We start from the raw sequence: 12,499 nt of genomic DNA on the forward strand, positions 1-12,499 counted from the left end.
CCTGTGGATCATCCTCACCGGTCTTTGTGCAGCCTGGATACGGTGGCTGCATGACGACGATCCTGCGGCACCCTCGGCCTGGATTCACGTGGGATTGGTGGGCGGTGGACGCTCACGGTTTCCTCGTGCACTTCAGCGATGGTCCTGCTCCGGAGCATCTGCTGGCGCATGTGGATCGTGTCGATGCCGCTGCTGCGTGGGCGGAAGAGAACTGTCCCGCGTGGTTCAACGCTGGTCCCCTGCCGCTTCACACCTTCAACTGCAACGGCGAGCTGCCCACTTACCTGCGCAGCGGCGTTCCTGACTCCCCACTGCGGCTGTCCGACGCGCCAGCGGCCATCGCGAATGTGGCGGTCTTGGTTGAACTGCACCGGGCAGTGGGAGACACCTGGACGGTTCACCTTGACGAAGGCTGGGTCTAGGCAGCTCGACTGGCATCACCTTGCTGACCAGATGAAGATGGCGGCGAGGTGGAGTCCGGCGAGGTAGATGGTGGCGGTTTTGTCGTAGCGGGTGGGTGCGCCACGAGGCGCCATGGAATCGAGTGAGGTGAGAGACCTTCACCACCGGGTTGTCGTAGCAATCCGGTTGAAGCTGGGGGCAGTTCGGTTCGGGGGATGCCGAGCCGAGCGGTAAGCAGCCCCGACAACGCCGGGACGGGTTGGTACTGCCAGACGATCCGGGTCCGGCTAGCGAGACAGGAAGGTGCACGCGAGAAATCAGTGCCTGACGCCCCGTAATTACGACACCGGCTCGAACCTGGCGGATCTGGGCCGGACGCAGTGCACGACCACCAGCGCTCTTCGGTGGTCGACTCCGAAGCCGACTCCATTCATCGGTGGGGAGGCCACGCCGAAAGTCTGCGGCGTAAGCGTGGCGATGCTGCCGGGGTAGAGCTGGGCACCTCACCTGTCGATCGATTTCGTGGTGAACGTGGGAACTGTCCGCGGTCGTCCCTGTATCGGACATCCAGTCCGGTCGGGGACAGGTCCATCGCCGGCTGATGGCCGTCGGGCAGGACGGAGGCTCCGTAGTACTCCGAGGCCGGGAAAGCCGGTCACATGGGGAAGGGGGCCAGCAAGTCGGCAGTAAGGAGACTGGAATGCCAGGAGGCTGTCGCCGGTGAATACCGACGAGCTGGAATGGGCCTTGATGAAGGCCGAACGCCGGGTACTGGAGATCCAGACCAAGCTGCACCGTTGGGCTGTCGATGATTCTCATCGCAGGTTCGACGACCTGTTCAACCTCGTGGCCGATCCCGCCTTCCTGTTGGTGGCGTGGGACCGTGTCCGGGGAAACAAGGGTGCCCGCACGGCCGGAGTGGATGGGAAGACCGCCCGCTCCATCGAGGTCGGGCAAGGGGTCGAGACGTTTCTCGACAAGCTGCGGACCCAGATCAGAGACCGCAGCTTCTATCCGGTCCCTGTCCGCGAGCGGATGATTCCCAAGGCGAATGGCAAGCTTCGTCGTCTCGGGATTCCGACCGTGGCGGACCGAGTGGTCCAGGCGTCCTTGAAGCTGGTGCTGGAGCCGGTATTCGAAGCGGATTTCCTCCCGTGTTCTTATGGGTTCCGCCCGAACCGCCGAGCCCACGATGCGATCGCCGAGAGTCGCTACCTCGCCAGCCACGGATACGAGTGGGTGGTGGAGGGCGACATCACGGCGTGCTTCGACGAGATCGCGCACCCGGCCCTCATGGAACGGGTGCGGAATCGAATCGGGGACAAGCGGGTGCTGTCCTTGGTGAAGGCGTTCTTGAAGTCCGGGATCTTGTCCCGTGACGGAGCTTTCACGGACACACGCACCGGGACCCCGCAGGGCGGGATCCTGTCGCCGCTGCTGGCCAACATCGCACTCTCGGTCCTGGACGAGCACATCGCCCAGGCCCCCGGAGGGCCAGATGGCACCTCCGAGGACCGGCGCAGGAGACGGCGCCGAGGATTGCCCAACTACCGGCTGGTCCGGTACGCGGACGACTTCCTCGTACTCGTCTTCGGGCGCCGCGAACATGCCGAGGAACTACGCGACGAGGTCGCAGAGGCATTGAAGTCGATGGGCCTTCGCCTGTCGGTGGAGAAGACAAAGATCACGCACATTGACGAGGGCCTTGATTTTCTCGGATGGCGCATCCAGCGCCACTGGAAACGGGGCACTGACCGGCAGTACATCTACACCTATCCCGCACGGAAGTCAGTACGTTCCGTAACGGGCAAGGTGAAGGAACTGACCGGACGACAGAACGTCGGCCTGTCGCTGGAGTCCTTGCTCCACCGACTGAACTCGGTGTTGCGAGGATGGTGCGCGTATTTCCGTCCCGGAGTGTCGAACGTCGCTTTCTGTTACCTCAGCCACTACACGTGGATGAGGGTGACTAGATGGATCCGGCGCAAACATCCCGGAATCACTTGGAAGCAGCTCCGCCGACGTTATTACAGCGGCGGCTGGTGGCCTGTCACAGAGGAAGCGGAACTGCTCAACCCGGCAAAGGTAAGCACGACCAGATACCGATACCGGGGAAAACTCATTCCGTCTCCGTGGCCCACTACGGCATGAGGAACTGAACACCCCGGAACGAGATTTGTGGAGAGCCCGGTGCCCGGAGACGGGCACGCCGGGTTCGGGAGGCGGCTCGGGGAAACCCACTGGTGGAAACATCAGCAGGGCGCCCCGAGTCGACCTCACCCAGTCCGCGCCACTGCTTGAGCTTGTTGATGCACCGCTCGACCGTGTTGCGCTGCTTGTAGGCGTCGCGGTCGAAGGCAGGTGGTCTGCCGCCTCGGCTGCCGAGACGCTTGCGGTTGGCGGCCTGGTCGGCGGGCTGCGGGATCACGGCCCGGATCCCACGTCGGCGGAGATGGGTGCGGATCGCGCGGGACGAGTACGCCTTGTCGGCCAGGACCACGTCTGGCGTGATCCTGGGCCGACCGAGCGGCCGGGGCACCCGCAAGCGGGCCATGACCTCGGAGAACGCGGGCGCGTCCCCGGCCTGTCCGGGCGTGAGCACGAAGGCCAGTGGCCGGCAGCGAATGTCGGCGGCGAGATGGATCTTGGTCGTCAGTCCGCCACGGGAGCGTCCGAGGGCATGGTCGTCCGGCTCACCGACTGGAGCCCCTTTTGACGGGCCCCGGCGGCGTGCTGGTGCGCGCGGACGACGGTGGAGTCGACCGCGATGACCCAATCGATGTCGCCCTCGGCGTCGGCCTGGGCGAGCAGGGTGGTGAAGACCCTCTCCCAGGTGCCGTTGGCCGCCCACATGCGCAGTCGGTTGTGGGCGGCCTTCCATGAACCGAAGTACTCGGGCAGGTCCATCCACGGTGTCCCAGTGCGGTACTTGAACGCAATCGCGTCGATCACCTGCCGGTGATCACGCCACCGCCCACCCCGCCGAGGCGTCCGGTCCGGCAGCAACGGCTCGATCCGTGCCCATTGGGCGTCAGTCAACGACACACATCAACAAACGATCAGATGATCCGAAGGAAACGGCCTAGCCCTCAGCCCCGGTCCTCAGGCCCAGGCGTCGAGTGTGCCGAAGAAGGCGCGGACATCCGTCACGAAGGCCTCCGGCTGCTCCAGTGCGAGGAAGTTGCCTCCCTGTTCCAGCTCGGTCCAGTGGGTGACGTTGTGGTCCCGCTCGGCGAAGCGCCGGATGGCGATGTCGGTGTCCAGGACGACGGCCACACCGGTCGGGACGGTGCCGCGCGGCTTCGGGGCCCAGGCGCTCGGGTCGTGGGCCGACTCGTAGTACAGGTTCGCGGAGGAGCCCGCCGTACCGGTGAACCAGTACACGCTGATGTTGGTCAGCAGTCGATCGCGGCCCACGGCATCCTCGGGAAGCTCGGCCTCCGGGTCCGTCCACTCCTTGAACTTCTCTGCGATCCAGGCGAGTTGGCCGACCGGCGAGTCGTGCAGTCCGTGGGCGAGGGTCTGTGGGCGGGTGGACTGGATGGCGTTGAAGCCCATCTTGTCCTGCTGGAAGTCCTCCAGTCGTGCCAGTCGCTCCCGCTCGGGCCCGGTCAACCCGTCACATTCGCCCGGCGCCCCCGAGGGGAAGGTGATCAGGCCGTTGACGTGGACGCCGATGACCCGGTCGGGCGCCCGACGCCCCATCTCCAGGGCGATCCAGGCCCCGCCGCCCGTCCCCTGAGTGCCGTAGGTGTCGTAGCCGAGCCGCGCCATCAGCTCGACGAACGCACCCGCGATACGGCCGGTGTTCCAGCCCGCCTCGCCGAGCGGGCCGGAGAAACCGGTGCCGGGCGTGGAGGTGACGACGACGTGGAAGTCCCGGGTCAGCGGCGCGATGACGTCGACGAACTGCACGAACGAGCAGGGCCAGTCGTGTACCAGGAGCAGCGGAACGGCCGTCGGATTCTGCGAACGGACGTGCAGGAAGTGGATGTTCTGGCCGTCGATCTCGGTGGTGAACTGCGGGAACCCGTTGAGTTCCGCCTCCGCCTTCCGCCAGTCGAAGCCGTCGGCCCAGTAGGCGGCCAGTTCCTTGAGGTAAGCGGTCGGCACGCCCCGGCTCCAGCCGGTGCCGGGGATGTCGCCGGCCCAGCGCGTACGCGCCAACCGGGTGCGCAGGTCGTCGAGTTCCTCCTGCGCGACGTCGATACGGAAGGGACGGATCTGGGCGTCGGTGTTGCTGCTGGTCTCCATGGGCAAGACAGTATTCTCAATATAGGCACGTCCCGTTCCTATTAAGACCTCAGGCTTGGGTTTCATGCTCGACACTTCCGCACGTCTGCTGCGTCTGCTCTCCCTGCTGCAAACCCCCCGCGCCTGGCCGGGGTCCGAACTGGCCGAGCGCCTGGGGGTGAGCGGGCGCACCGTCCGCAATGACATCGACCGCCTGCGGGAACTCGGCTACCCCGTGGACGCCGCGCGCGGGGCCGCCGGCGGGTACCGGCTGGGTGCCGGAGCGGCGATGCCCCCGTTGCTGCTCGACGACGAGGAGGCGGTCGCGGTGACGATCGCGCTGCGCACCGCCGCGCGGGGCGCCGTCCCCGGCACCGAGGAGACCTCGCTCCGGGCACTGGCCAAGCTCGAACAGGTGCTGCCGTCGCGGCTTCGCCGACGGGTGCGGACGCTCCAGGCCTACACCGTGGCCGTGCCTGCCGACCGACCGGCCCCGGCGGTCTCCGCGGACGTGCTGACCGCCCTGGTGTCCGCCTGTCGCGACCGGGAACGACTGCGCTTCGACTATCTGGACCACGCCGGGTCGCCGACCCGGCGCGTCGTGGAGCCGCACCGGGCGGTGAACTGGGGGCGGCGCTGGTATCTCGTGGCGTGGGACGTGGAGCGGGAGGACTGGCGGACGTTCAGGGTCGACCGGATCCGGCCCCGCACCCCGACCGGGCCGCGATTCGCCCCGCGCGAGGTACCGGGTGGTGACTTCGCGGCGTACGTCTCCGGCCGCGTGTCGGGCGCGGCCTGGCGCCACCACGCGCGCGTGACCGTCCACGCGCCGGCGACGGCGGTGATCGAGCGGATCAACCCCGCGGTGGGCACGGTGGAGGCGATCGACGCCGACAGCTGCACCCTGGTCACCGGCGCCGACACGGTACAGACCCTCGCCGTGCATCTGGGCATGCTCGACTTCGACTTCGACGTCACCGGGCCCGCGGAACTGGTCGCCCACCTGCGGCGGCTCGCGGGCCGCTACTCCCGCTCGACACCTGCGCCCCAGTGAACGGACAGTCCCGGGGAGTTCCCGCGGTGCGCGGGTGACGGGCCCCGCGCGCGGAAGGGTGGCGGGGCCCGTCGGTCAGCAGGTCCGGTAGCGGTAGTCGCCCGATCCGGGGGCGGAGACGTCCAGGTCACGCTGGACGATGGAGAGCTTCGCGGCCCAAGCGGAGCAGGCCCGGTTGTAGCCGGAGGACTCGTACTCGATGACGAACACGCGGTTCGCGTACGCCTTCGCGAAGTCACCGCATTCGTCGTACCGGCCGCACTCCTCGGCCACGGCGAAGTCGAAGCCGACCTTCGCGCGGTCGGGGAGCATCTCGGCGGTGTTCTTCTGGGCGACGGCGAGACCGTCGGCGTGCGCGCGGTCGGCCAGGAGCTTGGCGAAGGCCACATTGTGGGCCTTCGTCAGGCGGCCCTTGGAACGGCTGAAGGAGTCGAGGTTGTCCGGTTCGACGGCCTGGTAGCCACTGCGGGCGCAGCCGCCGATCCAGTCTCCGACGATCTTCGCGAGGCGGGTGCGCTTGTCGGCCGTCGAGGTGTCCAGGAGCGCCTCGCCCCAGTTCTCGTCGATGACGGGCTTCTTGTTGCCGTCGCGCAGCACCAGGTCGGGGTGGTTCTTCTGCCACCAGTCGAAGGCGTCGGGCTGGGTCTGGAAGGCGTTGACGTAGCAGACGTTGTACAGGCCCGCGGCGGGCTTCGCGGAGCGGTCGCGGGAGAGCGCCTTCACGCCCTTGGGCGGCGTGTACGCGTGTCCGATCTGGTAGTCGAAGGCCATGTTCGCCGCGGGGAGCCGGGGGGCCGCGGCCTGCCCGGCGGACGCCTGGAAGAGCATCAGGCCCGCGCCGAGGGCGGCCGTGACGCCGACCGCGCCGGCGGCGAGGGTGCGCTTGCGGCGCAGGAAGGGGGTTGCGGAGTGTTTCGGCACACGTGCTCCAGTACGAGATGCGGTCTGGTGTTCGCATCCTGTGCGAGGGGTCATGAGGATTTCATGAGACGGGGCCGTTCCCGGGCACCGTGCTCCGTCCTCGGGCGCGCCGCGCCTCGCGCGGTCCGAGGAGGAGGCGGAACACCGCCCCGCCGCCCGGCCGGGTGTCCGCCGTGAGGCCGCCGCCGTGGGCGGTGGCCACCTCCGCCACCAGCGACAGCCCGATCCCCGAGCCACCGCCCGGGGAACGGAACCGTGACGTCAGGGCCGGCAGGTCCGCCGCCGCGACGCCGGGACCCCGATCGGAGACGGCCACGACGGGGCCGCGGACGGTGACGTGCACCTGCGCGCGCCCCGCGGGGTCACCCGGAGTGCGGCCGTGCCGCAGGGCGTTGTCGAGCAGGTTGCGTACGGCGATCCGCACGAGGGCCGGGTCGGCGGTGGCCACCGAGGGTTCCAGTGAGGCGGTCAGGGTGTGCGGGCCGGCCGTCAGCTCCTCGCAGACCTGCTCGACCAGCTGGTCCAGGCGCAGCGGGACCGGTCGCAGGGTGTCGGCCGCGCCCTGGAGGCGTCCCCGGGTGAGGACGTTGTCGACGACGTCGGTGAGCCGTTCGGTGGCGCGCCGGATGCGCGGCAGGTGCGGGTCCAGACCGCGCGGGTCCATCCCGGCCACGTCCACGGAGCTGCGCATGACGGCCACCGGGGTGCGGAGTTCGTGCGCCGTGTCCGCGAGCATCCGCTCCTGAGCCTCCAGCGCCCGCCAGGCCGGGCGCAGGCTCCTGCCGGAGAGCAGGTGGCCGGTGACGGCGGCCAGGCCGGTGAGCAGCCCGGCCCCGGTCAGCACGGAGACGATCAGCCGGCTGTGCTCGGCCACGCGGTGGGCCGGGTCGCCGACGACCACGACCGCGCCCTCCACGGCACCCGATTCGTCGTGGTGGAAGGGCCGGCCGAGCAGGTACGCGGGATCGCCGTGCGCGTCGGACACCTCCGCCCGCACCGTGTCGTCCCGCTCCATGGCCGATCGGGCGAGTGCGGTCAGCCGGGCGTCGGCGACGGGCTCGGCCTGCCCCTGAGAGGTGAAGATACGTTTCAGCACACCGCCCGGTGCTCGGCGCAACACCGTCACCTGGGGACGCCCCTCCGTGGCCTCGTCGTCGTAGAGGCCGTCCAACTGGATCCCGGCGTCCGTGTAGTAGATCAGCGAGGTGCTGACCGCGGCCCGCCGACCCATCTCGTCGTACTCCGCGGCGCGCCAGGAACGCTCGTCCGTACGGATCACCATCCAGGACAGCACGCTCACGCCGGCCAGGGTGACGAGGGTGTAGGCGAGGGTCAGCCGGAACTGGAGGCGCCGCAGCCGCAGTCGGGCGGGCGACCGGCGGGCGCTCCCGCCCGCGCTCCCGGCGGTGGCCCCGGCCTCGGTGGTGACCGTGCCGTGACTCGCGCCGGTCGCCTTGCCGGCTCCCTTGCGACCGCCCTCGCGAACTCGCTTGGGAGCGCGCCGGCTTCGTGTGGGCCGGTTCGGATCGGCGGCCGTCACGGCAGGTCCGGGTCCGCGGATCCGAGGATGAACCCGTGGCCGCGTACGGTCCGGATCGGCGACGGCGGCCCGAGTTTGCGGCGCAGCCCCGCCATGACGGCGTCGACGACGTTGGAGACCGGGTCGGCCATCTCGTCCCAGCAGTGCTCGACCAGTGCGGTGCGGGTGACCACGGTTTCACGGTGGACCAGCAGGTGGCGCAGGACGGCGTATTCCTTGTGGGTGAGGGTGAGCAGGACGCCGTCGCGGCGGACCTCGCGGCGGGCGGCGTCCATCCCTATGTCCGCGTGGGCCAGGTGGACGGGGAGTCGATGGGCCGCCCGGCGGGCGAGGCTGCCGACCCGCACCACGAGTTCCTCCATGGCGAACGGCTTCGGAAGGTAGTCGTCGGCGCCGGATCGGAAGCCGTCCACCCGGTCGGGAAGGGCGTTGAGCGCGGTGAGGCACAGCACGGGCGCGGACCACCCCGTGCGGCGGCGCCGCTCCAGGCGGTGCAGGGAGTCCCCGGAGGGCAGCATCCGGTCGAGGACGACACAGTCGTAGTCGGCGAGGTCGAGCAGGACATCGGCGTCCGGCCAGTCGCCGGCGGCGTCCACGGCGTACCCGGCGGCCTTGAGACCCGCCACCACGAGATCGCTGAGGTCCGGTTCGTCCTCGACCAGAAGTACGCGCATGTGCTGTTCGCCCTTGGCTCTCGCGTCGGCCGCGGGGCAGCCGGGAGGGGTCGCGCCGCGCCGCCACGTGGTGGGGGGCGCGGCCGGAAACACATACTAAGCAGTCCGGAACAGAAACGTTTCCCCTCCCCGAGTGGGATGGAGGGTGACGTTCCGCTTCCCTCCATCCCGATGACCGCGGCAGCGGCCCCCGGCGGAAACCCGCCGTCACTCGGGCCGGGACCGGCGCGTCACGCCGCGCCGAACACGAGGATGTGGGCCGAGGCATCGGTGAGCACACCGCACTCGTCCGCCAGGCGGGCCGTCGCGACGGCGTCGGCCACCAGGGCCCCCGCCGCCTCCTGGCCGGCGCAACGGCCCGCCGCCACCACGTACGCCCACCCCGGGCCCTCGACCCCGTGCCTGCGCACGTCGTCGAGCCCTGCCTGCCGCGCCTCCCCGGCGAGTTCCTCGGCGGTGTGGAAGTGCGCGACCGTGAAGCCCCGGCTTCCGTCGTAGGACCCGGTGCGCACCGCTCGGGAGACCTCGCCGGCCAGTAGTTCCGGGGTCAGTCCCGCACTGACGGTGTAGTCCTGGAGCAGGGAGTGGCGCGAGATCCCCGCCACCGCCACGAGGCCGCCCGGCACCGCGACCCTGCGCGCCTCCCGAAGCGCCGCGAGCCGCCCCCCTCGCTCGGACAGGTGGTATAGGGGTCCCAGGAGCAGCACCACGTCGTAGCCGTCCGAGGGGAGGGCCAACCGCCGCGCGTCACCTAGCTCCGCGGAACAACCGGGCGCGTACTCCCGCGCCTGTTCCACGTGTTTGGGTACGGGGTCCACCAGCAGCACCTGGTATCCGTCCTCGATGAGCCAACGCGCGTGGGTTCCCGGGCCGCCGCCCACGTCCAGCACACGCGCGGGAGGCGGGGGCAGGGACCGGCGCAGCAGCTCGCGGGTCCGCTCGAACTCCAGGCGCCCCACGGCCGTCGAGTGGAGCCGGGAGGCTTCGTCGTACTCCGTGTAGTACGACACGATGAGTGGATCGATGAGCGGATCGATGAGTGTCATACCCCATGACGGTATGGCCGTGCGCCACCCGATTGTCATCCGGATATCACGGACCGCAGTCGAGGTGAGCGCGCGACCTTCGGGACGCTCTCGGCAGGCCCCCGCGGCATCCGCGACCCGGCCCCGGACGCCCCGATCCAGGCACACCTTCTGTTGCCGGATTCAACTATTCCGGGCACCATCAGCGCATACGGTCCCTCGCCCGACCCCCGCGCGGCCTCGAATCGAAAGTCACACGAGTGAACACCCAGCACGGAGATGACACGAGCCACCGCCTGGCGTGGGCCAAGCGCGCCGTCCACGACCTCAACGCGGGCCACGCAGCACACGGATCACTCGCCGAAGCACTCGACACCGCGGGCGACCTCCGCACGGAGAACGCCCACCGTCGCGCGGAGGCGGTTCGCGCCGCGGCCATGGGCCTCCCGCCCGCCGCCTGCGCCTTCGCCGCCGGGATCTCCGAGCGCATGCTCACCGTCTGGCAGGGCACCGACCCGCACTTCAACGCCGCCATGGCCGGCGCACACGCTCTCGCCCACGCTCACGGGCTGACCGACCCGACCGCTCCGACCAGCCCGTTCGCCCTTCGTCTCCTGCTGAGAGCCGTACAAGGCGGGGCGGGCATCCTCGCCGCCGCGGAACAGCTCGGGATCCCCCGCCATCGTCTGCAGAAGCTGCGCGCCCGCCCCCAGGTCGCCGCCCTCGTCACCGCCGCGCAGAGCATCGCCCGCAAACCCGCCCCACGCCGCTCGAAGCCCTACGCCTACCGCCTCGTGCGCACCTCACCGAACGACGGCCCTCCCACCGCGCCCCGCAAGCCCTGACCGCTCACGTCACCGGTGGCGGGGAGGTGCCGCGTGGCCGCCCCGTCGCCGCTCGCCGCGTCCTCCCGACCGCGGGGGTCAGCCGGTGGCGAGGGTCAGCCGGTGGCGAGGGTCAGCCGGTGGGGCCCGGCCGGGCGAGGAAGTGGGAGCGGGCCTCGGGAAGGTACATGGGTACCACCGCAGCCGCGGCCAGCAGGTCGGGCAGGGCGTTGAGGGCGGACCACCACACGGGGCCCTCCACCGTGCCGAGCCCGCCGACGCGGAACATCAGGAACCCCACTCCGACGACCGTCAGCACCGCCCGGGCCCAACCCCGGCCGGCGCGCATCCGTCCCGCCACGACCAGCCAGGCGACGAGGAGAACGGCGAGTACGCCCGCCCCCACGGCGATCCGGACGATCGCGGTGTCCCGGCCGGCGTACTCGGTCAACTCGTCCAGGCTGGTGGGCGGCGCCACGAACGCACCGAGGAACCAGACGAGTACTTCCGCGGCGACAGCCGCCAGAGTGAGTCTCCACGCGACCTCGATCCGACTCGGGCGCCCGGAGCCGGAACCTGTCGTACCGGTCGTCATCACAGCCTCCTTCGGTATACGCCCTGTCAGAGGGCGAGCGGAGCCTGACGGTTCCCCGACGGAGCGTGTCGAGCTGATCCGCTCTCGACTCCCGCCGCCTCGGGCGGCCTCCGGGGCGCCGCCCGGTCGCCGAAGCCGTCCTCGCGAGCAACGGCGACCGGGGGCGGATCCGGGGCGCGTCCGGGCCCGGAGCCCGGGCACCGCGGCGCCCGTCGTGCCTTCACGACGGCGTCAGCCGGTGAAGGCCTCGATGAGGGTCCAGACGGCGAGTGCGCCCATGCACGCGGCGCCGATGCGCTGGACGGTCTTGAGCGGAACGCGCTGGGCGATGAAACGCCCCACCAGCAGGGCGAGGGCGGAGACCGACATCAGCGCGAGGGCGGAGCCGATGGCGGTGGACAGCCAACCGTTGGTGGCGGCCAGGTTGGCCGTGGTGATCTGGGTGAGGTCGCCCCATTCGCTGATGAAGACGGCCATGAACGCGGTGGTGTAGACGGGCCAGAACCCCGTGACGGTCTTGGCGGCTCCGTCCTCGTCGTCATCGTCGCCGCTGCGCAGCAGGACGAAGGCGCCGAACGCGAACAGGGCGGCGGAGACGAGCTTGACGGCGATGTTCGGCAGCAGCCCGAGCAGGCTTCCGGCGCCGACGGCGATGGCCACGTGCACGATGAAGGCGGTGGAGGTGCCGAACCACACGTACAGCGGCCGCATCCGAGTGCCCATGGCCAGTGAGGCGAACATGGTCTTGTCGGGGAGTTCCGCGAGGAAGATCAGCCCGAAGGCGGTGATGATCGCCAGGGGGTCGAAGGTCATTCCCTTGCTTTCTGCTGGGGCCGGGCCGTCAGCTCGTACGGCACCCAGGGGGCGACGGGAAGAACCACTCGGCCCGGCACGACGGGGCGACCCACACACAGAGTGCGGGCCGCGTCATGCCTTGGCCGAAGGTCTCGTCCACCCCGCACGATGTGCGGCGGTCCGATGGCCGGGGCGTCCGTAGACGTCCAGTATGTCGACCAGCGGTTTTCAGGACTACTCCCCTTCGCTGACACAGAGCCTAACAGGCGACTCCGGGGACCCCCCGCGCCGGGCCTCCGCCGGGGCCGTGCCCGTGCCCCGGGGCGGGGGAGGTGCGCCGCGGCGGGGAGGCGCGACCGGTCCGAGCGCGTTCCGGGCGCCATGTCACGTGACCGGGAGTTCTGGCGGGCGAGACTGGACGGCGTTCGGCGGCGAC

11 protein-coding genes and 1 pseudogene are annotated in these 12,499 nt (G+C 70.1%); 4 read left to right on the forward strand and 8 right to left on the reverse strand.

Annotated elements, in window-relative coordinates; all coding sequences use genetic code 11:
• Positions 1–50 precede the first annotated feature (50 nt).
• Complete coding sequence (locus OHA84_RS03485) at positions 51–422, forward strand: hypothetical protein (protein WP_266973466.1); 372 nt, start codon at positions 51–53, stop codon at positions 420–422.
• Between the two features lie 700 nt (positions 423–1,122).
• On the forward strand, positions 1,123–2,553 hold the full coding sequence (gene ltrA, locus OHA84_RS03490; RefSeq protein ID WP_266973464.1) for a group II intron reverse transcriptase/maturase: 1,431 nt from the start codon (positions 1,123–1,125) through the stop codon (positions 2,551–2,553).
• A gap of 130 nt (positions 2,554–2,683) precedes the next feature.
• Here ltrA and OHA84_RS03495 read toward each other — a convergent pair.
• Both OHA84_RS03495 and OHA84_RS03500 read right to left on the reverse strand, forming a co-directional pair.
• Positions 2,684–3,447, reverse strand: a pseudogene (locus tag OHA84_RS03495) (IS5 family transposase); the annotation flags it as partial.
• 57 nt (positions 3,448–3,504) lie between these two features.
• Positions 3,505–4,656: an epoxide hydrolase family protein gene (locus OHA84_RS03500; RefSeq protein WP_266973462.1), complete on the reverse strand. Its 1,152-nt coding sequence runs from the start codon at positions 4,654–4,656 to the stop codon at positions 3,505–3,507.
• Positions 4,657–4,720: 64 nt separating this feature from the next.
• Here OHA84_RS03500 and OHA84_RS03505 point away from each other — a divergent pair, with 64 nt between their 5' ends.
• On the forward strand, positions 4,721–5,689 hold the full coding sequence (locus tag OHA84_RS03505; protein WP_053679894.1) for a YafY family protein: 969 nt from the start codon (positions 4,721–4,723) through the stop codon (positions 5,687–5,689).
• Between the two features lie 75 nt (positions 5,690–5,764).
• Here OHA84_RS03505 and OHA84_RS03510 read toward each other — a convergent pair whose 3' ends face one another.
• The 4 genes from OHA84_RS03510 to OHA84_RS03525 all read right to left on the reverse strand — a co-directional run bounded on the left by OHA84_RS03510 (position 5,765) and on the right by OHA84_RS03525 (position 9,870).
• A complete protein-coding gene (locus OHA84_RS03510; RefSeq protein WP_266973460.1) occupies positions 5,765–6,610 on the reverse strand; it encodes an endo alpha-1,4 polygalactosaminidase in 846 nt (281 codons plus the stop codon).
• A 61-nt stretch (positions 6,611–6,671) separates the two neighbouring features.
• Positions 6,672–8,150 carry a HAMP domain-containing sensor histidine kinase gene (locus OHA84_RS03515; RefSeq protein WP_323181944.1) on the reverse strand — a complete coding sequence of 493 codons (1,479 nt, stop codon included), beginning with the start codon at positions 8,148–8,150 and terminating at the stop codon, positions 6,672–6,674.
• Complete coding sequence (locus tag OHA84_RS03520) at positions 8,147–8,824, reverse strand: response regulator transcription factor (RefSeq protein WP_266973458.1); 678 nt, start codon at positions 8,822–8,824, stop codon at positions 8,147–8,149. The genes OHA84_RS03515 and OHA84_RS03520 overlap by 4 nt, the downstream gene beginning before the upstream one ends.
• 230 nt (positions 8,825–9,054) lie before the next feature.
• On the reverse strand, positions 9,055–9,870 hold the full coding sequence (locus tag OHA84_RS03525; RefSeq protein ID WP_266973456.1) for a bifunctional 2-polyprenyl-6-hydroxyphenol methylase/3-demethylubiquinol 3-O-methyltransferase UbiG: 816 nt from the start codon (positions 9,868–9,870) through the stop codon (positions 9,055–9,057).
• Positions 9,871–10,109: 239 nt separating this feature from the next.
• On the opposite strand from OHA84_RS03525, the gene OHA84_RS03530 reads away from it, so the two are divergent.
• Entirely contained in the window at positions 10,110–10,694 is a 585-nt protein-coding gene (locus tag OHA84_RS03530; RefSeq protein ID WP_266973454.1) for a hypothetical protein, read from the forward strand.
• 112 nt (positions 10,695–10,806) lie between these two features.
• Here OHA84_RS03530 and OHA84_RS03535 read toward each other — a convergent pair whose 3' ends face one another.
• Together OHA84_RS03535 and OHA84_RS03540 are read right to left on the reverse strand one after the other, a co-directional pair.
• Positions 10,807–11,268, reverse strand: a complete 462-nt coding sequence (locus OHA84_RS03535) for a hypothetical protein (RefSeq protein WP_053679817.1) — start codon at positions 11,266–11,268, stop codon at positions 10,807–10,809.
• Between the two features lie 231 nt (positions 11,269–11,499).
• Positions 11,500–12,081: a TMEM165/GDT1 family protein gene (locus tag OHA84_RS03540; RefSeq protein ID WP_053679818.1), complete on the reverse strand. Its 582-nt coding sequence runs from the start codon at positions 12,079–12,081 to the stop codon at positions 11,500–11,502.
• Between the last annotated feature and the right edge of the window lie 418 nt (positions 12,082–12,499).

This window comes from Streptomyces sp. NBC_00513, assembly GCF_041431415.1.
GTDB lineage: Bacteria > Actinomycetota > Actinomycetes > Streptomycetales > Streptomycetaceae > Streptomyces.